21 protein-coding genes are annotated in these 26,558 nt (G+C 57.7%); 2 read left to right on the forward strand and 19 right to left on the reverse strand.

What is annotated here, in order from left to right; all coding sequences use genetic code 11:
• Position 1 precedes the first annotated feature (1 nt).
• The 5 genes from MDG893_RS02050 to ppc form a co-directional block, all read right to left on the reverse strand.
• A complete protein-coding gene (locus MDG893_RS02050; protein WP_007152049.1) occupies positions 2-799 on the reverse strand; it encodes an undecaprenyl-diphosphate phosphatase in 798 nt (265 codons plus the stop codon).
• Positions 800-835: 36 nt separating this feature from the next.
• Positions 836-1,531, reverse strand: coding sequence for a tRNA (adenosine(37)-N6)-threonylcarbamoyltransferase complex dimerization subunit type 1 TsaB (gene tsaB, locus MDG893_RS02055; RefSeq protein ID WP_007152050.1), 696 nt, complete (start codon positions 1,529-1,531; stop codon positions 836-838).
• A 4-nt stretch (positions 1,532-1,535) separates the two neighbouring features.
• Positions 1,536-2,189 carry an adenylate kinase gene (gene adk / locus MDG893_RS02060; protein ID WP_007152051.1) on the reverse strand — a complete coding sequence of 218 codons (654 nt, stop codon included), beginning with the start codon at positions 2,187-2,189 and terminating at the stop codon, positions 1,536-1,538.
• 216 nt (positions 2,190-2,405) lie between these two features.
• The gene (locus MDG893_RS02065) at positions 2,406-3,776 is read right to left on the reverse strand and encodes an HDOD domain-containing protein (protein WP_007152052.1); all 1,371 of its coding nucleotides are present in this window, start codon (positions 3,774-3,776) and stop codon (positions 2,406-2,408) included.
• A 38-nt stretch (positions 3,777-3,814) separates the two neighbouring features.
• Complete coding sequence (gene ppc, locus MDG893_RS02070; RefSeq protein ID WP_083797644.1) at positions 3,815-6,460, reverse strand: phosphoenolpyruvate carboxylase; 2,646 nt, start codon at positions 6,458-6,460, stop codon at positions 3,815-3,817.
• A 103-nt stretch (positions 6,461-6,563) separates the two neighbouring features.
• On the opposite strand from ppc, the gene MDG893_RS02075 reads away from it, so the two are divergent.
• Positions 6,564-6,797 (forward strand): hypothetical protein, encoded by a 234-nt coding sequence (locus MDG893_RS02075; RefSeq protein ID WP_007152054.1) that lies wholly within the window; start codon positions 6,564-6,566, stop codon positions 6,795-6,797.
• Between the two features lie 83 nt (positions 6,798-6,880).
• Here the strand turns inward: MDG893_RS02075 and MDG893_RS02080 are convergent, their stop codons facing one another.
• From MDG893_RS02080 to cysM, 5 genes are all read right to left on the reverse strand, one after another.
• Complete coding sequence (locus MDG893_RS02080; RefSeq protein ID WP_007152055.1) at positions 6,881-7,225, reverse strand: hypothetical protein; 345 nt, start codon at positions 7,223-7,225, stop codon at positions 6,881-6,883.
• A gap of 128 nt (positions 7,226-7,353) precedes the next feature.
• Positions 7,354-8,211, reverse strand: coding sequence for a nucleoside triphosphate pyrophosphohydrolase (gene mazG, locus MDG893_RS02085; protein ID WP_007152056.1), 858 nt, complete (start codon positions 8,209-8,211; stop codon positions 7,354-7,356).
• On the reverse strand, positions 8,208-10,445 hold the full coding sequence (gene relA / locus MDG893_RS02090; RefSeq protein ID WP_007152057.1) for a GTP diphosphokinase: 2,238 nt from the start codon (positions 10,443-10,445) through the stop codon (positions 8,208-8,210). Before relA ends, mazG begins: the two co-directional genes overlap by 4 nt.
• A 58-nt stretch (positions 10,446-10,503) precedes the next feature.
• Positions 10,504-11,841: a 23S rRNA (uracil(1939)-C(5))-methyltransferase RlmD gene (gene rlmD, locus MDG893_RS02095; protein ID WP_050776445.1), complete on the reverse strand. Its 1,338-nt coding sequence runs from the start codon at positions 11,839-11,841 to the stop codon at positions 10,504-10,506.
• Positions 11,842-11,897: 56 nt separating this feature from the next.
• Positions 11,898-12,791: a cysteine synthase CysM gene (gene cysM, locus MDG893_RS02100; protein ID WP_007152059.1), complete on the reverse strand. Its 894-nt coding sequence runs from the start codon at positions 12,789-12,791 to the stop codon at positions 11,898-11,900.
• Between the two features lie 247 nt (positions 12,792-13,038).
• Between cysM and MDG893_RS02105 the strand changes: the two genes are divergently transcribed.
• The gene (locus tag MDG893_RS02105) at positions 13,039-15,927 is read left to right on the forward strand and encodes a response regulator (RefSeq protein ID WP_007152060.1); all 2,889 of its coding nucleotides are present in this window, start codon (positions 13,039-13,041) and stop codon (positions 15,925-15,927) included.
• Between the two features lie 15 nt (positions 15,928-15,942).
• Here the strand turns inward: MDG893_RS02105 and pdxJ are convergent, their stop codons facing one another.
• The 9 genes from pdxJ to MDG893_RS02150 all read right to left on the reverse strand — a co-directional run bounded on the left by pdxJ (position 15,943) and on the right by MDG893_RS02150 (position 26,500).
• A complete protein-coding gene (gene pdxJ / locus MDG893_RS02110; RefSeq protein ID WP_007152061.1) occupies positions 15,943-16,677 on the reverse strand; it encodes a pyridoxine 5'-phosphate synthase in 735 nt (244 codons plus the stop codon).
• Between the two features lie 4 nt (positions 16,678-16,681).
• Positions 16,682-17,410, reverse strand: coding sequence for a DNA repair protein RecO (recO, locus tag MDG893_RS02115; protein ID WP_040474158.1), 729 nt, complete (start codon positions 17,408-17,410; stop codon positions 16,682-16,684).
• A gap of 7 nt (positions 17,411-17,417) precedes the next feature.
• Positions 17,418-18,335 carry a GTPase Era gene (gene era, locus MDG893_RS02120; RefSeq protein ID WP_007152063.1) on the reverse strand — a complete coding sequence of 306 codons (918 nt, stop codon included), beginning with the start codon at positions 18,333-18,335 and terminating at the stop codon, positions 17,418-17,420.
• A complete protein-coding gene (gene rnc / locus MDG893_RS02125) occupies positions 18,335-19,024 on the reverse strand; it encodes a ribonuclease III (RefSeq protein WP_007152064.1) in 690 nt (229 codons plus the stop codon). The genes era and rnc overlap by 1 nt, the downstream gene beginning before the upstream one ends.
• Positions 19,021-19,410, reverse strand: coding sequence for a DUF4845 domain-containing protein (locus MDG893_RS02130; protein WP_007152065.1), 390 nt, complete (start codon positions 19,408-19,410; stop codon positions 19,021-19,023). Before MDG893_RS02130 ends, rnc begins: the two co-directional genes overlap by 4 nt.
• A 29-nt stretch (positions 19,411-19,439) precedes the next feature.
• Positions 19,440-20,225, reverse strand: a complete 786-nt coding sequence (gene lepB, locus MDG893_RS02135; RefSeq protein ID WP_007152066.1) for a signal peptidase I — start codon at positions 20,223-20,225, stop codon at positions 19,440-19,442.
• Positions 20,226-20,236: 11 nt separating this feature from the next.
• Positions 20,237-22,039 carry a translation elongation factor 4 gene (lepA, locus tag MDG893_RS02140; RefSeq protein WP_007152067.1) on the reverse strand — a complete coding sequence of 601 codons (1,803 nt, stop codon included), beginning with the start codon at positions 22,037-22,039 and terminating at the stop codon, positions 20,237-20,239.
• 104 nt (positions 22,040-22,143) lie between these two features.
• Positions 22,144-24,870, reverse strand: coding sequence for a bifunctional diguanylate cyclase/phosphodiesterase (locus MDG893_RS02145; protein WP_007152068.1), 2,727 nt, complete (start codon positions 24,868-24,870; stop codon positions 22,144-22,146).
• Between the two features lie 148 nt (positions 24,871-25,018).
• The gene (locus MDG893_RS02150; RefSeq protein ID WP_007152069.1) at positions 25,019-26,500 is read right to left on the reverse strand and encodes a DegQ family serine endoprotease; all 1,482 of its coding nucleotides are present in this window, start codon (positions 26,498-26,500) and stop codon (positions 25,019-25,021) included.
• Between the last annotated feature and the right edge of the window lie 58 nt (positions 26,501-26,558).

The following is a 26,558-nucleotide window of genomic DNA, read 5'->3' on the forward strand; positions in this document are numbered from 1 at the left end:
CCTACCAGAGCATAACAAGCAACAGCAGACCGAGTACCAGGCGGTATATAACGAACGGCATCAGGCCAAGTTGCTCAAGAAACTTGAGGAACAGATGGATACAGACCACAGCGCTGACAAATGACAACGCGGCACCCAGGGCAATGGCTGCCCAGTCAGTGGCCCCGCCCTGCTCCACCAACTCCAGGCTTTTCAGGAGACCGGCGGCGAGAATCAGCGGGATCGACAACAGGAATGAGAATCGGGCAGCGGCCTCCCGCCCAAACCCCAGAAACAGAGCCGCCGTGATGGTAATACCGGATCGGGAAGTGCCCGGAATCAGCGCCAGCGCCTGGGCCACGCCAATGATCACCGCATCTTTCATGGTCAATGCCGGCAGGTCCCGGTTGCGACGCCCTATCGCGTCCGACCACCACAGCACCAAACCAAAACCGATGGTCGAAACCGCAATGACCAACCCGGAACGCAGGGATGTTTCAATGAAATCATTGAGCAACAAACCCGCCAACCCCGCCGGAACCGTTCCCGCGATGACCGCCCAGGCAAGACCACTGTCCTGCCCGACACGGCCCCGAACCGTATCCCCGGCCCAGGCAACCGTGAGACGGCCCACTTCCGACCGAAAGTACCAGACTACCGCTGCCAACGTCCCTACATGAACGGCGACATCGAAGGCAAGGCCCTGATCCGGCCAGCCAAATACCTGGGAGGGAAGAATCAGGTGGGCCGAACTGCTGATCGGCAGAAACTCCGTCAGCCCCTGTATAACGGCCAATACAATAATGTGCCACAGTTCCATCGGCAGTGATTCCGGGTGATAGCAGTGAGGTTGGTATTAGCGGCCGGGCAGTTTTTTCCAGGCCACTTCATCACGAATGTAAACCGGTTGCGCCTGTTCGGCCGGCACTCCGGCTCCCGCATGAAAGGCGCGGGCAGCGATCTCCGCCACTCTGGAAGCCCTGGGCACCAGAGTCTCGTCGATGCGTTCCATGGCTGCGGCAACACCGTCCGGGAAACTTTCTTTCAGGCTCCAGCCCTGGCCGGCACCAAACCACCGGGATACGCCATCAGCCAGAGCCACAGACGCCGGTGCGCATACCTGCTCGTCACCCATTAACTCTGGCTGTCCATTGCGGCAGATATAACAGGCCCAATACACTTCGCCCATGCGGGCATCGAAGGCCACTGCAACGGCATCGCCGTCCAGCATTTGCCACTGGCGTATCGCATCCTCAGCAACGGCAGCCAGGGACGAAACCGGAATAACCGGGATTCCAAGACCATAGGCCAGTCCCTGGACCACGCCCGTGGCGATGCGAAGGCCCGTGAAAGAACCCGGACCACAGGCAAATGCGAGCGCCTCCAGGTCCGCCGGCACCAGTTGCTTCTCAGCGAGAAGCTCGCGGATCATTGGCATTAACAGGCGGGTGTGCCCCCGAGGGGCCAGATCAAACCGCTCCACCAAGCTGTCGTCCACCAGCAGGGCTGCCGAGCAGCCTTCTGATGAGGTATCCAGTGCCAGTATTTTCACGGAGTTACTTCAGTTGGGTCAGGATCTGGTCGCGAATGTCATCCAGACTTCCCACGCCTTTGACGCGCACATATTTCGGCGCAGCCGCAGGGGCTTCTTTCGCCCAGTCCTGATAGTAACCGACGAGCGGCGCAGTTTGCTCGTGGTAGATCTTCAGGCGTTTGCGAACGGTTTCTTCCTTGTCGTCCTCGCGCTGGATGAGGGCATCGCCGGTCTCGTCGTCCTTACCTTCGGTTTTGGGCGGATCGTACTTCACATGATAGATGCGGCCACTGCCTTCGTGCACCCGGCGGCCTGACAGGCGGCTTACGATTTCCTCGTCATCAACGGCGATTTCCACCACGTAGTCAATGACAATACCCTGGTCTTTCAAGGCCTCTGCCTGAGGAATGGTGCGGGGAAAACCGTCGAGCAGGAAGCCGTTCTTGCAGTCAGGCTGCTGAACCCGTTCTTCAATAAGCGCAATGATGATGTCATCAGACACCAGGCCGCCAGAAGCCATCACTTCCTTGACCTGCTTGCCAAGATCAGACTCGGCTTTCACCGCCGCGCGAAGCATGTCGCCGGTCGAAATCTGCGGGATTTCAAACCGTTCGGTGATGAACTGGGCCTGCGTACCCTTGCCTGCGCCTGGCGCGCCTAACATGATGATTCTCATAACGCTGTGCTCCCGTTGTAGTCATTATCATTTGAAAAGCTGTTGCAAAACCCGGCGGCTTTGCGACAGCTTCTCGGCAGCAACGAGCCCGCAGCCCCTGCCAAGGAAGGCGCATTATACGAACTCAGCCCCCTCTTAGAAAGTGGACCTCCGTAGCATGCACCAAAAGGTTACATCGGGCTGTGAGTTGCGGCTGTAGCTGATAGTGCTCGACGGTCAGGATGACAGGGATAGCGCCAGCGCGTCCAGCTCTCCAGAAACGCTGTCAATCTCTTCGTTCAGACGGGCGATATCCCCATCTGAAAGCCCGAGGGACGACGCAAGGGAGGCGACATCGTCCGGGTTGAATTCATCCCCAATTCCTCTGTCTTTCAGCAGTCCATTGGCCAGCTGGACCATTAGCACATACCGTTCATGCTCGCCATGATAGCCATCGTGCTGGTGCATACCTGCAGCCTTTACTACCGGGTCAGGCAGCTCCCAAAGCCGGTGAAGGATGCCGCCAATGGCGCCGTGGCCAACCGCCAGCATCTGTTGGTCGTTACTGGCCCCGAACACCTGTTGCTCCAGTGAGTGCATACTGGCGTCGGGATTGGTTTCCCGCAGCGAATTCAGCTCGTCAAACTCCTGGGGAAACAGATGGCCGATCAGCAACAGACCGAAGTTGTGCAGCAAGCCACACAGATACGCCAGGCCTTTGTCGGACTGACACTTTGGCGCCATACGCTGGCACACAAATGCGTTATACAGGGAGTGGCGCCAGAACTGGTCCATCCCCAGCATGCCCTGACGGGGCACTTCGAAAGCACGCACCGACGCGATACCCAGCGCAATATGGGCCACACGATCAAACCCAAGAACCCGGGTCACCGCTTCCTGTACCGAATTGATCTGACCGGGATAGTTGAACAGGGCAGAACGGGCATAGCGCATGATCTGCGCGGTAAGGCTGGGATCAAATTCTATCAGCTCGCCCAGTTCGCGGGCGGTCGCCTCGGAATTGGCCGTCAAACGGAGAATGCGCAGCGCCAGCGCTGGCATGGGCGGCAGACGGTAAAGCTTCTGCAGCTTGTCAGCCACTTCTTCCAGCGTCAGGGCATCACGCTCATCGTTGTTTTGCCCGCGAATCGCCAGGTGGCCCTGAGTGGCATCCGCAAGGGCCCTTGCCAGAGAGGTGCGGTCCAGCTCGAGGAGCGTGTTGTCGGTCCCGCAGCACATGAGTGCCCGGGGGTATCCCAGGATATCCTCATCAACGAGTACCGGCAGATCGTAGGCAGCCCCGACCGGCGGCTGGAAGCCCGGGTCACAGTCGGCAAACAGTCGCGCGGACTGGCGAGCCGTTAACGGCTGCAGGCGTCGGCCAGTTTGCTTGTGCACCAGGTCCATATCCAGACTGGTGTTGTAACCGTGAACGGCCATGACGACGCCATTGATGTCGATCAGGGGCGTTGCCCGGATAAACTCATCCTGAGGACGCCCGGACGCCATCACCGCAGCGTCAAAGCTAAGTACCTGATCAATCTCAAGTTCCCGATAGGCAATTCCTTTGCCGGTTAAAAAGCGTTCCAGTCTTGCCGCTAACGCCACGGCGTTACTCCTGTTTTTTATGATCCGCTGAACCTGCTTTAGCCGGTGTTCCGCATGCCGGCCGCAATACCAGCCATGGTTACCTTGAGTGCGCGCTCAACCATCTCGGGCACTTCGCCCTTGCCCTCGCCCTCACGGTCACGCTTGAGCAGTTCCGCCTGTAAATAGTGTAGCGGATCAGTATACGGATTACGTACACGCATGGAATGGGCAAATACAGGTTCCTGTTCCAGCAAGGTGTCCTGCTGCTTCAATTCCAGCAAATGACGGATACAACCCTGCAGGCGCTCCCGCAGGTTCTTGCCCAGCTCAAGCAGTTTTGGATCATCGACCAACGTCTTTTCGTAGTAGCTGGCAATTCGCAGGTCGGATTTTGCCAACACCATTTCCAGCATATCCACGTAGGTTTTGAAGAACGGCCATTGCTGCATCATCTCCCGCAGCACCGGCACGCGGTCGTTGTGAAATGCCTCCTCCAGGGCCACGTCGCTACCCAGCCAGCTGGGCAGCATCATCCGCATCTGGGTCCACGCGAAAATCCAGGGAATGGCCCGCAGGCTTTCCACGCCACCGCCGGGTTTTCGTCGTGCCGGGCGGCTACCCAGGGCCAGCTTGCCCAGCGCCTGTTCCGGAGTGACCTGGCGAAAATAGGGAACAAAGTCCGGATTCTCCCGAACCACGTCACGGTAAGCTTTGAGGGAGCGTTCGGTGAGCCAGTCCATAGCCTCCCGCCATTCCGGCTCTGGCCCTCGCGGTGGCGCCAGGGTGGCTTCAATCACCGCCGTGGTGTACAGCGTAAGGCTCTGTTCCGCCAGCCGGGGAAGGCCAAACTTGAAGCGGATCATCTCGCCCTGCTCGGTGATCCGGAAACTGCCGTTCACCGAACCCGGCGGTTGAGACAGGATTGCACGGTTGGCCGGGCCACCACCACGGCCGACGGTGCCACCGCGGCCATGAAACAGCGTGAGGTGGACGCCATGCTGATTGGCGACCTCGGTGAGCTTTTCCTGAGCCTGGTATTGAGCCCACGCGGCCATCATCTGACCAGCGTCTTTGGAGGAATCGGAATAGCCGATCATGACCTCCTGCCGGCCTTCGCAATAGTCCCGATACCAGTCCACGCTGTAGAGCGCCGCCATACTGTCCGGGGCGCCCCGCAGGTCATCCAGGGTTTCAAAGAGGGGGACCACCCGCATCGGGTTTTTCATACCCGCTTCACGCAGCAGCAGAATCACGTTAAGCACGTCCGAAGGTTTGCTGGCCATGGAGATGACATAAGAACCCAGCGCTTCCGGCGTCTGCTCTGCCACCACTTCGCAGGTAGCCAGCACCTCGGCGACTTCCTCGGAGGGTTGCCAGTGCCGGGGAATCAGTGGCCGGCGCCCCTTGAGTTCGCGCACCAGGAAATCCTGGCGCTCCTGTTCGGACCAGGACAGGTAATCGCCCAGCCCCAGGTAATCAACCATTTCCGCAACTGCTTCGGCATGACGGGTCGACTCCTGGCGGATGTCCAGGCGAATCAGAGGCAAGCCAAAGGTGTGGGCGCGGCGAATGGTGTCCAGCAGCGGCCCATTGGCAATGGATTCCAGCCCGCAGTCCACCAGGGACCGATAGCAAAGTTCCAATGGCCCCGTGAAGTCCTCATTGGCAAACAGAATACCGGTGGCATCGGCTGGCTCGCCGGCAACTCTGGCTTCCGCCCAGTCCCGGGTTTTGATCAGTTTTTCTCTCAGCCCTGCCAGCACCTGACGATAGGGCTCCCGGGTATCACCGGCGATGTCCCGCAGCTCGTCACTGGCCTGCCACATGGACAATTCCGCACGCAGGGACTGGATATCCCGCAGGTACAGGTCGGCGGCCATCCAGCGGCCCAGAAGGAACACCTTGCGGGTTACTTCATGGGTCACATTGGGATTGCCATCTCGATCACCGCCCATCCAGGAGGCAATCCGGATGGGCGACGCGTCCAGCGGCAGTCCATTTCCCGTAGCGTCTGAAAGCGACAGATCCAGGCTTCTCAGAAAACGCGGTAGTGCCTGCCATAGGCTGTTTTCGATGACCGCAAACCCCCACTTGGCTTCGTCGACTGCCGTCGGGCGATCATGGCGGATCTCGTCCGTGTGCCAGGCTTCGGTTACCAGTTGCGACAGGCGTCCGACGATTTCCTCTCGCTCAGCCGGTAGCAGATCCTCATGATCCAGACGGGCAAGGCAATCCGACATCTCGTCGTACTTCATGATCAGCGTCCGGCGGGCAACTTCCGTGGGATGCGCCGTGAGCACGTATTCAATGCGCAAATCCGCAACACGCCGGTGTAACTCGTCAGCGCTGACACCGCCTTTTTTCAGACGACTGAACACGTCTCCAAGGGACTCCACCATCAGATCGGACTGATGGCCACGTTTACGGCGGATACCGTGGTATTGTTCCGCCAGATTGGCCAGGTTCAGGAACTGGTTAAAGGCGCGGGTTACCGGCAGTAACTCATCATCACGAAGTTTGCCCAGCAGGTTGACGAGTCGTTGGCCTGAACCGCTTTCCTGACGACGGTCGGCTTTGGCGGCTGCCCGCACCTCTTCTATCAACTCGTAACAGTCCTGTCCGGGATGGCGCTGGATGCTCTGGCCCAGCAACTCACCCAACATGCGAACATTTTCTCGAAGGTCTGGATGTAGCTCGGTCACATTGACGTCCTTTTAAATTGACGGAGGCGAAGTAAACTAACGATACTATTTACTCTTATAAAGTCTTTCTAACGATTAAAGCCTGTGGCCGCAAGGAGTATTCATGAAAGTAACCGATCTGCCGAAGCACTGGGAAAGCAAGAAAGAGTCCGTTGAGCGGAGCCACGACTACAATCTCCGCTTGCCACTGGAAGACGCTGCGCGCATAGCGGCACTGGCCGAACTTTACCCGGACCGTTCAGAGAGTGACATACTGAATGACATGATCGGCGCCGCGTTGGACGACCTGGTCAGGCTGAGCCCGTTGAAGGACAAGCTGGAAGGCAAGGATAAATAAAGCGGGGACACTTCTCTGCGGGGTGGCTGAACCACCCCGTCGGGTATCGCAGGGCCGGCGCGATCAATCAGGCGTTGGCCTGATCAGGCAACCGATTCGAGCTGGCGCGCCTTAAGCCGCTGGATATGCTTCTGGCTGAGACTGATGAAGCGCGGCGTCATCCCCTGATCTTCATAAATTTCGAAGCCGTCTTCGTCAAACGCAACAACCTTCGACCCCTGAACGTACGGGAAGCTGGTTTCCAGTTCATCAAGGGCAGCGGAAATCAGGTCCCGCATCAGGTCCTGGGAAGACTTCATAGGATACAACGCGGCCAGTTTCTCCAGTCGCTTGTGATGCTGGTCAGAGAGGTCGGCAAAATACGCATCACGGGTCAGTCGACCACGTGCGTGCTTGTCCCAGTAGTTGACCAGATCTTTGATTTTCATGGTGCCTTCACTCCTGCATCTTCTTGGTGGCCCACAGGGTGCACGGAATGTGTGCATCCTTAACCGGAAGTGTAGACGAAGCCGCCGCGCCAGGGGCGGAAAACTTGGTAACGGATTGTACTTATCCGTTACCTTTTACGAGTCTTTTCAACCCCTTTGACGGCTTGCCAGACAGCGTCCAATGCCTCCAGCGATTCGCCGTCGAGATCACGGCCTTCGCGCTCAAGATGTTCCTCAATAGCACGGAATCTCGTCTCAAACTTGTGATTGGTGCTGTTGAGGGCCTGCTCCGGATTAACCTTCATGAAACGTGCCAGGTTGACGCACACAAACAACAGGTCACCCAGCTCGTCCTCCACCGCCTCCGCCGGACCATCGCCGGAGCTCGCGTCATACCAGGCTTTCTTCAGCTCATCGATCTCTTCGTGAAGCTTGTCGAAGACCGGTTCAACCTCTGGCCAGTCAAAGCCATGATTGGCGGCCCTGCGCTGAAGTTTCTCAGCGCGCACCATTGCGGGGAGCGTCCGGGCAATGCCGTCGAGCCGACTTGATGGCCCTGCGCCCGCAGACATCTCCGGATTCGCCGCCCGCTCCTCTGCCTTAATACGCTCCCAGCTGGCCTTGATGTCAGCCTCGCTGGGCCGATTGTCCGGATCGATCCGGCTTTCCAGAGTGCCTTCCGGAAACACGTGGGGATGACGCCGGACCAGCTTGCGCACGAGGTTATCAACCACTGAGTCAAAGTCGAAGTGGCTGTCTTCCTTCCCCATCTGGGCGTAGAAGATCACCTGGAACAGCAGGTCACCCAGTTCGTCTTCCAGGTGTGGGTAGTCTTCACGGTCGATGGCATCCGCAACCTCGTAGGCCTCTTCAATGGTGTGGGGCACGATGGTTTTATAACTCTGGCGGGTATCCCATGGACACCCGGACTCCGGGTCCCGAAGCCGAGCCATCAACGTTTTAAGATCGTCAATGGAATAGCTCATGATCGCTTTCGCCTGACGTTGATAATATTGGGAAGATTGCGAATCTGAGCGAGCAACTTGGCCAACTGATCAAGGCTGGAAATCTCCAGGGTCACGGTCATGGTGGCGGTGTTCTCATCCTTGTTAGACAGGGTATTGAGTGCCAGAACGTCACTTTTAGAAGACGACAGTACCTGGGTGATATCCCGCAACAAACCGGAGCGGTCGTAGGCTTCAATTTCAACATCAACGGGATACACGGCGACAGGCTGACCGCCCCAACTTACCTCGATAATCCGATTGGGCTCGAACTCCTTCAGGTTCAGGAAGGTGATGCAGTCCTGCCGATGGACGGTGACACCACGGCCGACGGTGATGTAGCCGCCGACCGGATCACCCGGCAGAGGTTTGCAGCATTTCGCCACCTGGGTCTTGAGTTTGCCAACACCCAGAATCTGGATATCCGATTCCGTGTCATAGGGCTTGCGCCTCTGGGTGCTGAGCTTCAGATCCAGTTGCTCGGATTTCGGCTCCAACATCTGCTGGGCAACGTTGGCCACATGGGTGGGGCGAAGATCGCCAGCCCCTACTGCCGCAAACATGTCCTCGGCACCCTGGTAATTCACTTTGCGAGCCAAGTCGTTGAGGTCCACCTCGTACAGCGACAGGCGTTTGAACTCGTCTTCCAGGATAGCCCGGCCATCGACAATGTTGCGGTCGCGATCCTGCTGCTTGAACCAGTGGGTGACCTTGGCCCGGGCGCGGGACGTCTGGATATACCCCAGGCTAGGGTTAAGCCAGTCACGGCTGGGCGCCTGGTTATTGGATGTGAGTATGGATATCTGGTCACCGGTCTTCAGCGGGTAGGTCAGCGGTACGATACGGCTATTAACCTTGGCCCCGCGACAGGCATGGCCGATTTCGGTGTGTACACGATAGGCGAAGTCCACCGGCGTCGCGCCTTGCGGCAAATCCACTACATGGCCTTCCGGAGTGAACACGTAGACCCGGTCGGACGCGACATCGGACTTGAGATGGTCCGCCAGCCCGGACAGGTCGCCGAGCTCTTCCTGCCATTCCAGCACCTGCCGCAGCCAGTTGATCTTGGCGTCATAGCCCACAGACCGGTTGCCCTTGTCCGTGCCTTTGTAGAGCCAGTGGGCACAAACACCCAGCTCAGCTTCCTCATGCATGGCCTGGGTACGGATTTGCACTTCCATCACCTTGCCTTCCGGGCCGATGACAGCTGTGTGCAGGGACTGATACCCGTTTTCCTTGGGATTGGCAACGTAATCGTCGAATTCGTTGGGAATATGGCGCCAGAGTGTGTGCACGATGCCAAGCGCGGCGTAACAGTCACGCACCTCAGGCACCAGGATGCGGACGGCCCGGACATCGTACACTTGGGAAAAATCGATGCCCTTACGCCGCATCTTCCGCCAGATACTGTAGATGTGCTTGGCACGTCCTGAAAGCTCGCCATCTATTCCAGACGCAACCAGTTCGTCCTTGATGGTGGTAATCACACGCTTGATGTAGCTTTCGCGATCAAGCCGCTTTTCATCGAGCAGCTTGGCGATTTTTTTGTAGGCGGTTTCGTGCAGGTAGCGGAACGAGAGATCTTCGAGCTCCCATTTGATGTGACCAATACCCAGTCGATGGGCCAGCGGCGCATAGATATCGAACACCTCGCGAGCCACACGCATGCGTTTCTCTTCAGGCGCGTTTTTCACGGCACGAATGGCACAGGTGCGTTCAGCAAGCTTGATCAGCGCCACCCGGACGTCGTCGATCATGGTGACCAACATCTTGCGAACGTTGTCGAGCTGGCCTTCGGTCTGGCCCAGCACATTGCCCTTGAGTGGGTGATGGATAGACGATATCGCCGCCATCTGCTGAACACCGTCAATCAGCCCGGCCACCTCATCGCCGAACTCCTTGCGGATCTTCTCCAGGGGAATCCGTTCCTCCCGCACCGCCCGATAGAGAATTGCCGCCACCAGACTGGTCTGGTCGAGGTGCAGCTCCACCAATACCTGAGCCATCTCTATGCCGGTGCGGAAGCTGCTGGCACCCGGAGCCCAAACCCTGTCCTCGCGTACCGCCTGGACATCAATCGCGGCGGCCATTTCACAGGCCCGCCGGAACTGTTCAGCATCCTCAAGATGCGTCTGTGACTCGATCTGACGGACCCAACGCTCGATATCAACCTGGCCGTCGCCCGTCACTGCGTAGTCTTCGCGAACTTTTACCATATCGCTCTTGTTCTTCCTGGTCGCTTATCCGGCCATCCCTGACCGGTCCCGAGAGGCATCAATTATCCACGCGCTCGAACATCGCCATGGATTCAACATGGGTGGTGTGGGGAAACATGTCCATAACGCCCGCCCTCACCAGCCGATAACCATTACGCACCATCACCCCTGCGTCCCTGGCCAACGTGGCCGGGTTGCAGGAAACATAAACAATTCGCTTTGCACCAAAGGCCGTCAGGTATTCACACACCTCCTGAGCCCCGGAACGCGGCGGATCAATCAGTATTTTGTCGAAACCTTCCGCTGCCCACGGTTGTGCCGTGAAATCGGCGTGCAAGTCAGCGCCGTGGAATGCGACATTCGATAGCCCGTTGAGTTCCGCATTTTCCCGTCCGCGAACCACCATGGCGTCATCGCCTTCCACACCAACCACCTGCCCGGCGCGGCGGGCCAGCGGCAGGGTGAAATTCCCCAGTCCGCAGAAAAGGTCCAGCACCCGCTCACCAGGCTGGATATCCAGCCACTCAACCGCCCGGTGTACCATGTTGCGATTGATATCCACATTGACCTGAGTAAAGTCCATCGGGTGGAACTTCATGGTCAGGTCGAATTCTTCCATGCCGTAGGACAGGCGCTCCTCGCCAGATTCAGGCCAGATTCTGTGAACGGTATCCGGCCCTTTCGGTTGCAGGTAGATATGCAATTCATGGGCCTGGCCGAAGCCGATCAACGCCTGCGTATCGGAATCGCTCAGCGGGTCCATGTTGCGGAATATCATCGCCGCCGACTCGTCGCCGCAGGCGACTTCCACCTGCGGTATGCGTCGATAGGCGTCCATGTCATGGAGAAGTTCACGTAGCGGAGTGATGCGGTCGCCGATACGCGGGTCCAACACCACGCAGCGATCAATATCGGTCAGGAAACTGTTGCGCTTTTCCCGGAATCCGACCAGCACCGATTCCCGAGCTGGCACGTACTTCACGCCCAGCCGTGCCTTGCGACGATAGCCCAGGGCCGGGGAACGCATGGGCGCCACCCACTCTTCCGGCTCAATGCCCCCGAAATGGGCAAAATGTTCCCGCAGGGTGTCTTCCTTGAACCGGATCTGGGCATCGCCACTCATGTGCTGGAGACTACAGCCACCACAAAGGTCGGCAAAATCGCAGGGCGGAGTCATGCGTGCCTCATCGGCTTCAAGTACTTCCACAGCCCGCAATTCATCAAACTTGCTGCGTGTACTGATAAATTTGGCCATCACCGTCTCGCCAGGCAGGGCGCCGTCGACGAACTGCGCCTTACCATTGTCCCGGGCGATGCCCCGGCCATCGTGACTGAGGGTTTCCACCACACAACGCACCGGTTCGCTTGGCAGGGCCTTCCTGCGTCTTCTACTCATAGAAAGTCTCTTAACTGAATTCAGGGTTTGCCGGGTTCAGGCACCTTTTACCGGTTTCAGGCACCTGGGAAAACGCCGGTGGACAGGTAGCGGTCACCCCGGTCACAGATAATGGCCACGATTACCGCGTTTTCAACCTGTGCCGACAGCTTGAGGGCGGCAGCGATGGAGCCACCGGATGAAACGCCACAGAAAATGCCTTCCTCACTAGCCAGGGCACGCATGGTGTCCTCAGCCTCCTGCTGACCGATGTCCATGACCGTATCCACACGGGTGGCATCAAAAATTTTCGGCAGGTACGGCTCCGGCCAGCGCCGTATGCCGGGGATGGACGCCCCTTCCTGAGGCTGCAGACCAACTATCTGGATATCGGGGTTCCGTTCCTTGAAGTATCTGGACACGCCCATGATGGTCCCGGTGGTACCCATGGAGCTGACAAAGTGCGTGACCAGTCCCGCCGTCTGTTCCCAGATTTCCGGGCCGGTGGTGCGGTAATGCGCCAGGGGGTTGTCCTGGTTGGCAAACTGATCCAGCACTTTGCCCTTGCCTTCCGCTTCCATCTGCTGGGCCAGGTCGCGAGCCGTTTCCATGCCTTCCTCTTTGCTGACGGTGACAATCTCCGCACCATAGGCACGCATCGACGCCCGACGCTCCTCACTCATGTTCGCTGGCATGATCAGCACCATACGGTAGCCCTTGATGGCTGCTGCCATCGCCAGAGCAATGCCGGTATTTCCACTGGTGGCCTCGATCAGGGTGTCGCCCGGTTTGATCTCCCCCCGGCGCTCTGCTTCCTGGATCATGCTGATGGCAGGACGGTCCTTCACCGAACCGGCGGGGTTATTACCCTCAAGCTTGGCCAGAATCACATTGCTGGTCTCGCCCGGAAGCCGCTGCAGACGCACAAGAGGCGTATGCCCTACATAATCTTCGATGGTCGGGAAATGCATGTTGTAACCTTCCTCAATTCTTCCGGAACCCGCCGCCAGCGGGTGACGCCGACGATACAAGCCTGTGATACACTCCGGGTTCGCATGATACGCGGAATATCCGCAGTCTCCCAATACAGCTTCTCGCTATATCCATGACTGTGGGCTATATCCGGGGGCGCCATCACGGCCAGACTGCGTGGAATCAACTATTCTGACAGGGAAGAATGCCGGACATCAGGCCGGCGACGTCAATCGGGAACTCACTATGCGGCGCTGGGGCATACGCAAAAAAGTACTGGTGGTGACACTCGTCCCCACCCTTCTGACCACTTTGATGCTGGGGCTTTTCTTCACCTACAGCTGGGTCAACAACATTGAGAGCCTCCTGCAGGACCGCGGCGAGTCGCTTTCGCGGCAATTGTCAGCCGGCTCGGAATACGGCCTGTTCACGGCTAACCGAAGCCTGCTCAGCAGCCTCTCCAACGCCCTCCTGGAAGAGCAGGATGTGCGCTCCATCACCTTCTTCGACAGCGAACACAACCGGCTGCTGCACACAGGCCCCGGAAGCTCCGACGATATTGGCAAGGACACCTTGACCGGCGAAGAGGCGGTACGGGTTACCCGCACCGACAGTACCGTTTTCGTGACACCGGTCTACCTTCAGGACCTGATGATCGAAAGCATGCTGGACCCGGACTCCCGCCAGAACGTGGGGTCGGGTAAGAAACCGATCGGTTGGGTAACCGTGGAAATGTCCCACATACGCACTGAGAAGGAAACCTACAAAGCACTGCTGATTTCCCTTTTGCTGGTGTTAGGCGGCGTACTGCTCAGCCTGATGATCGCGCTGCGCATGAGCCGCTCGTTTACCGATCCGGTCTTTGAACTCAATGAGGCAGTGGCCAAGCTCAAGGAAGGCAAGCTGGACACCCGCGTTTATACCCGCGCCGGCCCTGAATTCGAGCAATTGGAGTCCGGCCTGAACGCCATGGCCGGTGAACTGAGCAAAGCCCAGGCGGAGATGCAGCAGAACATTGACCAGGCCACGGAAGACCTGCGAGAGACCCTGGAAACCATCGAAATCCAGAACATCGAACTCGATTTCGCCCGAAAGGAAGCCCTGGAAGCCAGCCGTATCAAGTCGGAATTCCTGGCCAACATGTCCCATGAAATCCGCACCCCGCTGAATGGCATCATCGGCTTTACCGAGTTACTGCTTAAAAGCCCGCTACCACGCCAACAGCGGGACCACCTGAGCACCATCCGCAAGTCGTCGGAAATACTGCTGACCATCATCAATGACATTCTGGATTTTTCCAAGATCGAGGCCGGCAAACTTATCCTCGACCGCATCCCCTTCCAGCTCCGGGACATCGTAGAAGAAGTCATGGTCATGCTGGCCCCGGCGGCTCACAGCAAGAACCTGGACCTGGTGCCACTGGTCTACAACGATGTACCCGACAACATCATGGGTGACCCCCTACGGGTAAAGCAGGTGATCACCAACCTGGTCAACAATGCCATCAAGTTCACCCAGACCGGTGAAGTGGTCCTGCGCGCCAGTCTTGAAGAAGAAGATAAAGAGAGCAACCGGATCACCCTGAGACTCAGCATTACCGATTCCGGTGTCGGGCTCTCACGAGCTCAACAGCAGTCCCTGTTCAACGCCTTCAGCCAGGCCGACGCTTCCACGGCCCGCCAGTACGGGGGGACCGGGCTGGGGCTTGCGATCTCCAAGCGCCTGGTTGAGGAAATGGGCGGCAAGATCGGGCTTGAGAGTGAGCTGGGCAAGGGATCCACCTTCTGGTTTACCCTGACCTCGGAACTGTCTTCTACCGGCGAAGCCATCGCGCCCAAAGACTCTCTGCGCGGCGAAAGAGCCATCTACCTTGACCAGCAGAAAACCACCGGTCTGGCAGTGGAACATATGCTCCGTGAATGGGGCATGACGGTAGACAGGGTATCCTCACCGGGTGCCATGCAGGAACAGATCGAGGAAGCCCAAAAAGAGCAATCCGGCTACGCCGTCGCGGTTGTCGGCATCACCCGTCACCTGCTGAATTCAAGCCAATACTGTTCGCTGGTAAGATCCCTGGAGCTGGAGCGGGATTGCCGCACACTGCTGTTGACCCCTACACTTGAAACTCACGACACACCGCTGTCGGGGCTGGCCAGTGGGCACCTGACCAAGCCCGTCTGCCGCGACTCCCTGTACGACGAACTGTTGTTGCTGGTGCACGGTATCAGCAACCGGCGACGCCAGTTACCGGATCATTCCCCTACCATTAGCCGTGAGCTGCCTGCCCAGTCAACACGCGTGCCCAGAGTGCTGGCGGTGGACGATAACGATGCCAACCTGAAGCTGGTAATGACTCTGCTAAACGACTGCGGCGTTGTCGCTGAGGGAGCAACCAGCGGCTTCGAAGCACTGAGCAAGGCCCGCCAACACTCATTCGACCTGGTATTCATGGATCTGCAGATGCCCGGAATGGACGGAGTGGAAACCACGGAGAGATTGCGAAGCCTGGATGGCGCCAGCCACCGTACTCCGATCATTGCGCTCACAGCCCACGCCCTTGCTGAGGAGCAGGACCGACTGATCCAGCAGGGATTCGATGGCTACCTGGCCAAACCCATCAGCAACAGCCAGCTGATCGACATTATTCACGACTACACTGGCTATACCTGCCGCCCCGACCCGGATGGTGGACACTTGCCGGTTCCCGAGGTACGCGATACACGCCGCTCGGTTCGCCCATCGACCAGGAAAAAACAGCCTGACTGTGTCAGCGTGACCGAAAGCATACAGTTGGCCGCCGGGAAAGCAGATCTGGCCGAAGAACTGTTCAGCATGCTGGTCGAACAGATCCATACCGACATCCATCAGGTGCCGGCACTCTGGAACAAAGGCGACATGGATGAGCTGCTTGAGTGCGTCCACAAACTGCATGGCGCCACGCGCTACTGTGGCGTGCCTGAGCTACGCGCTGCTGCAAACCAATTGGAAACCGCCTTGAAATGCGCAGCGCCGGACATGGAATACCAGAAAGATCAATTGCTAGTGGCCATGGAGCGCTTACAGACCTGGAGCGAACAAACTGACTGGCAGCAGTTGTTCCGGCAGCAGAACCCTCAGCAGGCGACCGTGGACTGAAGGACGATCAGCGCCTCAGGCTCGGGCGCTTTCGAGGATTGCCTTCATATCCTTTACCGCCTCTTTAAGCCCGGTAAACACCGCCCTGGCAATGATGGCGTGGCCGATGTTGAGCTCGTTGATACCCGCGATGGCGGCAACGCGTTCAGTGTTATGGTAGTGCAGCCCGTGGCCGGCGTTGACCACCAACCCTTTCTTGCGAGCGTAAGTCACCGCTTCCTGCAAGGTGTTAAAAGCCCCCTCGACAATCTGAGGGTCTGTCGCTTCCGCATACTCCCCCGTGTGTAGCTCCACCACCGGCGCACCGCAACGGACGGCCGCATCAATTTGCGCCACATCCGGATCGATAAACAGGGAGACCTCGGCACCAATTTTTGCCAATCGGTCACAGGCTTTGGCCACCCGCGCTTCCTGGCCTTCCACATCCAGGCCGCCCTCAGTTGTCAGCTCTTCGCGCTTCTCGGGCACCAGGCACACACATTCCGGCCGCACCTGCTCGGCGAATGCCAGCATGGCATCAGTGACTGCCATTTCCAGGTTCATCTTGGTGGTGAGGATTTCCTTCAGCAGAAGCACATCACGGTCCTGGATATGCCGCCGATCCTCGCGGGGATGGATGGTGATACCATCGGCGCCTGCCTCTTCCGCCAGAATCGCCGCCTGTACCGGATCCGGATATCGGGTCCCCCTGGCCTGACGCAAGGTAGCAACATGGTCAATATTCACACCCAGCAAAACTCTGGGCTTCATTGAGCTAGAGGTCATTCCGATCTCCTCGATGATGACTGAACAGGCTTCTGCTATGGAGCACCTTGCCCTGCAACAGGTAATCCACAAGTACCCTTGTTACCCGTTTGGCGATGCGCCGGCACTCGACGGATTCGAGATCGCCGTTGGCCAGCGCCAGCAGTGTGCCCCCGGGCAGATTCCGGAGCCTGGCACCCGGCGATGGCTCGGCCAGAATCCCCTGCTCCGGATCATAACAATAAAGCCTACCGGCCTCGACCGGCTGCCCGCTATCGGTCGCCTGGTCCCAGACGAAGTCATACCCGAGCTCCGCAGCCAGGGATTGCTCGAAACGCCGAAGAATCGGTTCCACATCCCTGGCTTCCGACAACTCGGCGATCACATCAATGTAGGCAGCAAAAAGTTGGTGGTGAGGGTCGGCCATTGGCAGCAGACGCTGCAATAACTCATTCACGTAAAGACCGCTGTACAGGGAGAGCGTGCGCTTCAGGGAGGGGCCGCTGCGAACGTCCGCCTGGGTCAGTGTTTTCAGGTCGCTGCGCCCGGTCCAGTCCAGCAGTAGCGGCTGGAAAGGTTGCAACTGTGCTTTGAGCGGGCTTTTTGCACTGTTGCCACCACGGGCGACCACGGTCACCCGGCCCGCGTTGAGGGAAAACACATCCACCATCAGACTGGTTTCGCGCCAGGGCCGGCGGTGGAGGACATAGGCGGGCTCCTGTTGCATTGGCCCCGTCATAGCTGCCTCAGAAGTCGTTCATGCCCAGGCTTTTCAATGCCCGGTCGCTGTCCGCCCAACCCCGCTTGACCTTGACCCACAGCCTCAGCATGACTTTACTGTCGAACAGGCGCTCCATATCCGTTCTGGCTTCCTGACCGATACGGCGCAGGCGTTCGCCCTTGTCGCCGATAATGATCTTTTTCTGGCCTTCACGCTCCACCAGTATCAGCGCAGAAATGTGAAGCGTCTTGCCATCCTTGCGAAATTCCTCGATCTCGACCGCCACGGAGTAAGGCAGCTCCGCTCCCAATTGCCGGGTAATCTTCTCGCGCACCATTTCGGAGGCCATAAAGCGCTCGCTACGATCCGTGATCTGGTCATCCGGGTAAAAATGCACACTTTCCGGCAGAAACCGATTGACCGCAGACTCCAGCGGCTCCAGGTTCATCCCCTTGAGAGCAGACAACGGAATGATTTCGGCAAATTCGCGCTTCCGGGATAGCATATCGAGGTGTGGCAACAGGGCCTCCCGATTTTCAATGCGGTCGACCTTGTTCACTGCCAGAATCACCGGGCACTTCAGGCTACTGAGCTTCTCCAGAACCATTTCGTCCGCCGTCGTCCACGCCATCTGGTCGACGACAAACACCGCAACATCAACATCCTTGAGGGCCGATGTCGCAGCTTTATTCATATACCGGTTAATAGCGCGGGGCTCTTCCTCGTGCATCCCCGGCGTATCCACATAGATTGCCTGAACCGGGCCTTCGGTCTTGATACCCAATACCTGGTGGCGAGTTGTCTGTGGTTTACGGGACGTGATACTAAGTTTCTGGCCAAGAATGTGGTTCAGCAATGTGGACTTGCCCACATTGGGCCGGCCGACGATCGCCACAAAACCACAACGGCTGTCCGGGTTTTCAGGGCGGGTCACATCATTCATCAGTCATTCTCCACACCCAGTTGCTTAAGGGCATTGCGGGCGGCCTGCTGCTCGGCGATTCGACGGCTATTACCAGTGCCGGTCGTTTTACGGTCCAGTGATGGCAGGGCACAGGAAACATGGAACGTCTGGGCGTGGGCTTCACCATCCACGGAAATGACGTCGTAACGAGGCAGCGGAAACTGCCGTGACTGCAGGTACTCCTGAAGCCGGGTTTTGGGATCTTTCTGGGTATCCTGCAGATCCAGCTTCTGAAGGCGCACCTCAAACCAGCGCAAAACCTGTTCTCGACAGGTGTGAAAATCACTGTCCAGATATATGGCGCCGATGATGGACTCAACAGCGTCGGCAAGGATGGATTCACGACGGAAACCGCCGCTCTTCATTTCACCGGAACCCAGCCTGAGGTATTTGCCCAACTCAAATTCACGGCCAATTTCCGCAAGGGTTACCCCCTTGACCATACGAGCGCGCAGACGGCTCAACTGGCCTTCCCGGGCTTTTTCAAAATGCAGGTACAGGTATTCGGCAATGACCATGTTAACGATGGAATCACCCAGAAACTCAAGGCGCTCGTTGTTCTGATTGCCAAAACTTCTATGGGTCAGCGCCAGCAACAGCCGCTCAGGCGTCTTGAACTGATAGCCGATGCGTCGCTGTAACTGCTCGAGATCCGGTTGCGAACTCACTTGCCCTTCATCTCATACTCATGTTGAAAATGGATAACGGTATCCACATTTCGGAACAGGTTATTGCGAACTTCGTAATCCACATTGATGATAACCAGATCCCCGTCTTTCTGAACGGTGATGTTCTTTTCATCAAAACCGCGAACATTGTTCACGCTCAGGCGCTTGTTGATCAGAGTTCTCACCTGAGCAGGCCCCATGGTGGAAAGATCTTCTGTTCCTTCAAGACTCTCAAGCGCTTCCTGAATGGTAATGTCATCAAGATACGCTGGCCCCAACTTGATGGCCAGCGTCAGCAAGCCGCCGAAAAAGAGCACCATGATCATGATAACAAGCGCCGATGCACCCGACTGCCTGTGCATGGAGGAAAGACTGTTCTTCTTCATGTTAGATACACCCCTGAATAACAACGCACTTATTCCAAACCGCCCACACGGTCAAAGGATGGCAGACTGGTGAGCGATTGCCAGTGCATCCAGATCGCGAACGCCTTGCCAACGACCATTTCGTCCGGAACAAAGCCCCAGTAGCGACTGTCGTTGCTGTTGTCCCGATTATCACCCATCACGAAATACTCACCCTCGGGCACCACCCACTCACCTTCACCAGAGCGCCCCGTGCGCCCCAAGGTCAGGAAAATGTCGTGCTCAACGTCACCCAGGTCTTCACGCCTCAGTTCCACTGGTGGTAGTCGGGCAACAAAGCGTGTCTCCACTTTATCGCCGTTGATAAACAGCTCCCGATTTTCGTATCGGATACGGTCACCCGGCAGCCCGACCACCCGCTTGATGTAATTGGTGCTGCCGTCTTCCGGATAGCGGAACACCATGATGTCACCGCGCTGGGGGTCATCCACTGACAGGACCTTGGTGCCCGCGACCGGCAGGCGAAGCCCGTAGGCGTACTTGTTAACGAGGATGAAATCTCCGACCTCAAGGGTAGGCAACATGGAACCGGACGGAATCTGGAAAGGCTCCACCAGAAACGAGCGCAGGACCAGCACCACCGCCAGCACCGGGAAGAACGAACGGCTAAGATCGACGAGGTAGGGCTCCTTCGGCTCTTCCTCAGCTTCAACCTCCCCGCCGGCGCCTTCCGCGACCGCGAGCCTGCGCTTGCGCAGGAACACAACATCCAACAGCCAGATCAGCCCCGTTGCAAACGTCAGAACAACCAGAACCAGGGGAAAATCAATATCCATTCAGGTGCCTTTTAGTTATCCACTTTCAATACGGCAAGGAATGCTTCCTGAGGCACCTCAACATTGCCCAGTTGCTTCATGCGCTTCTTACCTTCTTTCTGCTTCTGCAGCAGTTTCTTCTTCCGGCTGACGTCACCACCGTAACACTTGGCGGTGACGTTCTTGCGAAGCGCCTTGACGGTCACTCGCGCTACCACCTGATTTCCGATCGCCGCCTGGATGGCGATATCGAACATCTGGCGCGGAATCAGCTCTTTCATCTTGTCGATCAGGGCACGCCCCCGATAGTGGGACTGCTCCTTATGGACAATCAACGCCAGGGCGTCCACGCGCTCGCCATTGATCAGCACATCCAGGCGCACCAGGTTGGCCGCCTGGAATCGCACAAACTGATAGTCCAGCGATGCAAACCCGCGACTGGCGGACTTGATCCGGTCGAAAAAGTCCAACACTACCTCGGCCATTGGCAACTCGTAGGTCACCTGAACCTGGGTGGACATAAAGTGCATGTTCTTCTGAATGCCCCGCTTCTCCTCGCACAGGGCAATCACGTTGCCCAGGTGCTCCTGGGGCACCAGAATGCTAGCTTCCACGATGGGCTCACGCATTTCCTCGATGGATCCAATATCCGGAAGACTGGACGGATTGTCCACCGACAGAGTCTCACCCTGTTTGGTAACGACTTCATAGATAACCGTCGGGGCGGTCGTAATCAGGTCGATGTCGTATTCACGCTCCAACCGCTCCTGAATGATCTCCATGTGGAGCATCCCCAGGAAGCCACAGCGGAAACCGAACCCAAGGGCGTCCGAACTCTCCGGCTCGAAGAACAGCGAGGCGTCGTTCAAGGTCAGCTTTTCAAGAGCATCCCGGAAATCGTTGTAGTCATCAGAACTGACTGGGAACAGACCCGCGTATACCTGGGGCTTGACCCTCTTGAAACCGGGCAGCATCGGAATGTCTTCCGAGCCTTTCTGCTGAACGATGGTGTCACCCACCGGAGCACCATGAATGTCCTTAATGCCGGCCACCACAAAGCCAACGTCCCCGGATTCGAGAATGTCCGTGTCTTTAGGCTTGGGATTGAAAATACCAACCTTGTCAGCATTCCAGGCCTTGCCCGTGGACTTCATGACAATCTTGTCACCTTTCTTGAGGGTGCCTTCGGTCACCCTGACCAGCGACACGACCCCAAGATAGTTGTCGAACCAGGAGTCGATAATCAGTGCCTGCAAGGGCGCGTTTCGATCACCCTTGGGTGGCGGTATTTTCCGGATCAGATCTTCCAGAACATCCTCAACACCCATACCGCTCTTGGCGCTGCAGCGCACGGCGTCGGTCGCCTCGATACCGATGATGTCCTCAATTTCCTGAGCTACGCGGTCAGGCTCAGCCTGCGGCAGATCCATCTTGTTCAGCACTGGAACCACTTCCAGCCCCTGTTCAATCGCGGTGTAACAGTTGGCGACAGACTGGGCCTCAACGCCCTGGCCGGCATCCACCACCAGCAAGGCACCTTCACAGGCATAGAGAGAGCGCGACACCTCGTAGGAAAAGTCGACGTGGCCAGGTGTATCGATGAAATTCAGTTTGTATTCAATGCCGTCCCGAGCCTTGTAGTTCAGAGTCACACTCTGGGCTTTGATGGTAATACCACGCTCACGCTCAAGATCCATGGAATCAAGAACCTGCTCAGCCATCTCGCGTTCTGTCAGGCCACCGCAGATCTGGATAAAGCGGTCCGCCAGAGTGGATTTGCCATGGTCAATATGGGCGATAATCGAAAAATTTCGGATTCGGCTCAGTTCAGTCACAGACAATGAATACTCGCAAAAGACGAAGGATTGAGCCCGGAAGGGCCGTTGCCGGAGTCCGGCGACGGCGTGATTTTACCGGTTACCGGCCGCTATTGCCATGATCAGGAGATCAGCGGCCGTTCATATTGCCGAATAAGGAAGCCGATAAGCGCATCTTCGTCCAGCGGGTAACTGAACAGATTGCCCTGACACTGGGCGCAGCCCGCGCTTCTAAGGAAGCTCAACTGCTGCGGCGTTTCCACTCCCTCCGCAACTACGGTCAAATGCAATTTTCTGGCCAGCGCAATTACCGCCGAGGCGACATCGGTTGCACTGACGTTGTAGGGGATGTCGCGAATAAAACGATGGTCAATCTTGATAACGTCCAATGGCAGTTGCTGGAGCGCCACCAGAGAACAGGAACCCGTACCAAAATCATCCAGAATCAGACAGACCCCCATGTCGTGCAGGGACACTAGGAGCTCTCTCAACATGCGCGGGTCTTCATTCAAAAGCTCCGCTGGCATCTCAAGCTCAAGCCGCTCCGGCGACACACCCGTCTCGGTAATGACCTGGCGCATCATATCCAGAAACCCGGAGTCCGTCAGTTGGCGAACAGACAGGTTAACCGCCATTTTCAGCGACTCAAACCCGGCCCGCTCAAGGGCTTGAACCTGGATACAAGCCTGCCTCAGCGCCAGCTCGCCAAGGCGTATGATCAGGCCGGTTTCCTCGGCCAGGGTAATAAACTGCTGCGCGCTGACGAGCCCCTTCTCGGGGTGGTGCCAACGCAGGAAAGCCTCCACGCCAATGACCCGCTCGCTCTCGAGATCGACCTTGGGTTGGTAATGCAGCACAAACCGGTCGCCTTCCAGTGCCGTTGCCAGCTCTTCCTGCTGAAGCAGCCGCCTGGCAGCCTTGATGTTCATGGCCGGGGTAAAAAATTGGTAGGTGTTGCGCCCTAACTCCTTGGCCCGGTACATGGCCAGGTCGGCGTACTTCATCAGCGTACCGGGGTCCTCGCTGTCATGAGGAATCATGGTAATACCAATACTGACGGTAATTCCCACTTCGTGATCGTTGAGACGAATCCGCTGGCACAGCCTCCGCAGAATGGCCTCGGCAACCTTGCCAGCGGCATCGGGACCGCTGATCCGCGACAACAGCACCACGAACTCGTCACCACCCAGTCGGGCTACCGAATCTTCCTCCCGCACGCAGCCGGTTAGCCACTGGGAAACCTGTTTCAACAGCTCGTCGCCACTATCGTGGCCGAGGGTATCGTTGATACGTTTGAAACCGTCGAGATCCAGGAACATCAGGGCAGCCGGCTCTTCACTGCGACGACTCCGGCGCACCACGTGATTAAGTCGGTCGCGGAACAGCTGGCGATTGGCAAGCCCGGTCAGCGGATCGTAGAACGCCAGACGGTGCAGTTCCGTCTGTGCGGCTTTCAGTTGGGTCAGATCACGAAGGCTCAACACCACGCCATTCACGCCGGGCACCGTCAGCATGGCAGTGAACGTGCCCTCCATATCCCGCCACTGGCCCTGCGAATCGCGTATACGACCACGGATTACCGGCATCTGCTTCCCAGGCGATTTCACCGCCTCATCGAACCCTGACTTTAGCTGCGGCCAGTCCTCGGCATGCACAAGGGACTCCAGCTCCAGGCCATAAACCTTGTCAGGATCGAAGCCCAAAATGTCCTGACTGGACGGGCTGGCGTAACGCGGAGTGCCATCGCGATCCAGCACGAGAGTCACGTTGGCGGCTCCCTCTGTGATAGCGCGGTAGCGACCGGCGCCGATCTGCGCCATGATACGGCCACGAATCATGGTCAGCACGAACAGGAACATCAGCAAGCTGATAACAATGCCGCAACCAAGAACGATGGGCGGCCGCGGGTCAGACGCCAGGTAGTCAAACGCCGGGGTGGATCGGGTTTGCAGCAACCAGTCACGCCCACCATGAGTAATGGTCTGGCTCATTTCAAAACTGAAGTCTTCATCCAGGGAGCCAAGATTTGACCCATACATCTGGGTGTCCCGCGAAACCTCCCCGCTGTCGTATATTTTTACATCCAGGAATGGCGAGATCAGGCCGACAATGCCATCGAGCAGGGTATTCATCCGAAAGGCGCTGAACACATAGCCGGCCAGCATCATCTGCCGTTCAACACGGCTTTCAGGCACCTCCCCACCCTGGTAAACCGGGTAGTACATCAGGAAGCCGGCCTGATCCTCCGCCACTTCCTCCTGAACCAGCACCACTTTACCCGTCACTTTTGGTTTGGCGTGATCCCGCGCCCGCGCCATGGCGTGCCGGTGCACCGGATCACTGAAAGCGTCGTAACCAAGTGCCTTGCGATTGCGCTCGGTTCCGGGCTCCAGATACACCATCGGGTAGTAATCCGGCCCTGTACCAAGAGGCGTTACGAGGTAGTTGAGGACACCGTCCTTCCGAACCGACGCGATGTGATCGGCCATCTGGCGGACACCTATTCTCTTCACGTAGCCAATGCCCTGGATCCCCGGGTAATACCGGTTGATATCCACGTTGTCGACGTACTCGCGCCAGTCGCCTCTATCCACTTCACCGGCAACGGCAAACAGGCCTGCGCTGCCGGCCAGTACCTGCTCATAGTTCAGCAGACGCTCTTCAATGGCGGTTCGCAGCTGTAGTGACTGTGTTTTGAAACGGGCTTCGGTGCGGTCTTCAACCAGGCGAATGGACACTTGCCATAACAGGGCGGTGACTGCGAGAGAGGCAATCAGCACCAACCAGGCGGCCCACGAATAGCGCAGCTGGAGCAGTTTCCGGAGGGGAAGTTCCTTTCTGTTCATCATTTTCGTGCAGGTCCGATCCGTGGCCAGTAATCTGATTATTTTGTCGAGTATAACAAAAGCCCCACTGGCTGTCGTTTAAACGACCCCCAGCAGGGCTCTCAGTTTTGTACCATTTTGTGTCCGCCGATTCAGACCGACGGACCGGCCATCAGGGCTTCATCACCAGATAAGTGGCCCGCCCCTGGCGAACAACCCGCACCGAGACTGCGCTGTCTTCTGGCAGGGATGACACCGCTTCACGGAAATCATCCACGGAAGTGACTTTGCGGCGGTTCAGCTCGGTTATTACATCCCGTGGACGGATACCGGCATCGAGCGCCGGCCCACGGGCCACGTCTGTCACCAGCACACCACCTGATACCCCCAGTGACTCCTGAAGTTCAGCGGGCAGAGGCTCAACGGTCATCCCCAAGGGCGCCGATGAAGGGCCATTGTTGCCGGACGCAGGGGCGGATGCCTGTTCCGCACCTTCTTCCGGCAGTTTGCCGATCTCAACGTCCAGTGTAATCTGTCGACCTTCCCTCATTACTTCCATGGTGGCCGTTTCACCAACCGGCGTGCGCCCTACCATCGGTGGCAGATCCGAAGACAACGTAACGTCCTCTCCCTCGTATTTGAGCACAATATCACCGGCCTGCAATCCCGCCTTCTCGGCAGGCGAGCCCGCCATCACTTCTGCAACCAGGGCGCCACGAGGGCGCTTCAGGCCAAACGACTCCGCCAAATCACGATTGACTTCCTGTATCAGCACACCCAACCAGCCACGGGACACCGATCCGTTATCCCGGAGCTGCCGGAACACATTCATGGCATCATCAATGGGGATTGCGAAGGACACCCCCATGAACCCCCCCGAACGGGTGTAGATCTGGGAGTTAATACCCACAACCTCACCATCCAGGTTAAACAGCGGCCCGCCGGAATTACCCGGGTTGATAGCAACGTCGGTCTGGATAAACGGAACGTAGTTTTCCGATGGCAATGAACGGCCCAGGGCGCTGACGATGCCAGCTGTTACGGTGTAATCAAAACCAAAGGGGGAGCCGATGGCCAGAACCCACTCCCCTACTTTCAGGTCATTGGAGCGCCCAATCCGCACCACGGGCAAGTCGTCGCCGCCCTCAATCTTTAGGACCGCCATGTCCGAACGTGGGTCGGTGCCAATCAGTTTGGCAGGCAATTCACGACGGTCATTCAGGCGCACAATGATCTCGTCGGCCCCTTCCACCACATGGTTGTTGGTCAACACGTAGCCATCACTGGAAACAATAAACCCGGACCCCATGGACTGACGCGGTACTGATCCACCAGGGCCGCCGCCAAACGGTGACTGAGGACCACGGAAGAAGTCCTGGAAAAACTCCGGCAACTGCTCGAGCTGTCGATCGTTGAAAGGGAGGCCGTTTGAGCCGCCACGATTGGCGGACTTGGGCTCGGTCGTCGTGCTGATGTTGACCACAGCATTCGAGTTCTCTTCGACCAGTTCGGTAAAGTCAGGGAGACTCCGGGCTGAGACAGACTGGGCCAGCGACAATGGAACAAGAAGACACAAAAGATACCAGACGAACACGATGGAACCCTGGCGCTGAGGCCGGCGCAGCATGTCTTGATCGTTCTTTATTTCAGGCATTAAAGACCCCCTGTTCAGCGGACGTTGTATACTCAATGTGCGGTCAAAGCCGATAATT

This window comes from Marinobacter algicola DG893 (assembly GCF_000170835.1).
In the GTDB taxonomy this organism is placed as follows: domain Bacteria; phylum Pseudomonadota; class Gammaproteobacteria; order Pseudomonadales; family Oleiphilaceae; genus Marinobacter; species Marinobacter algicola.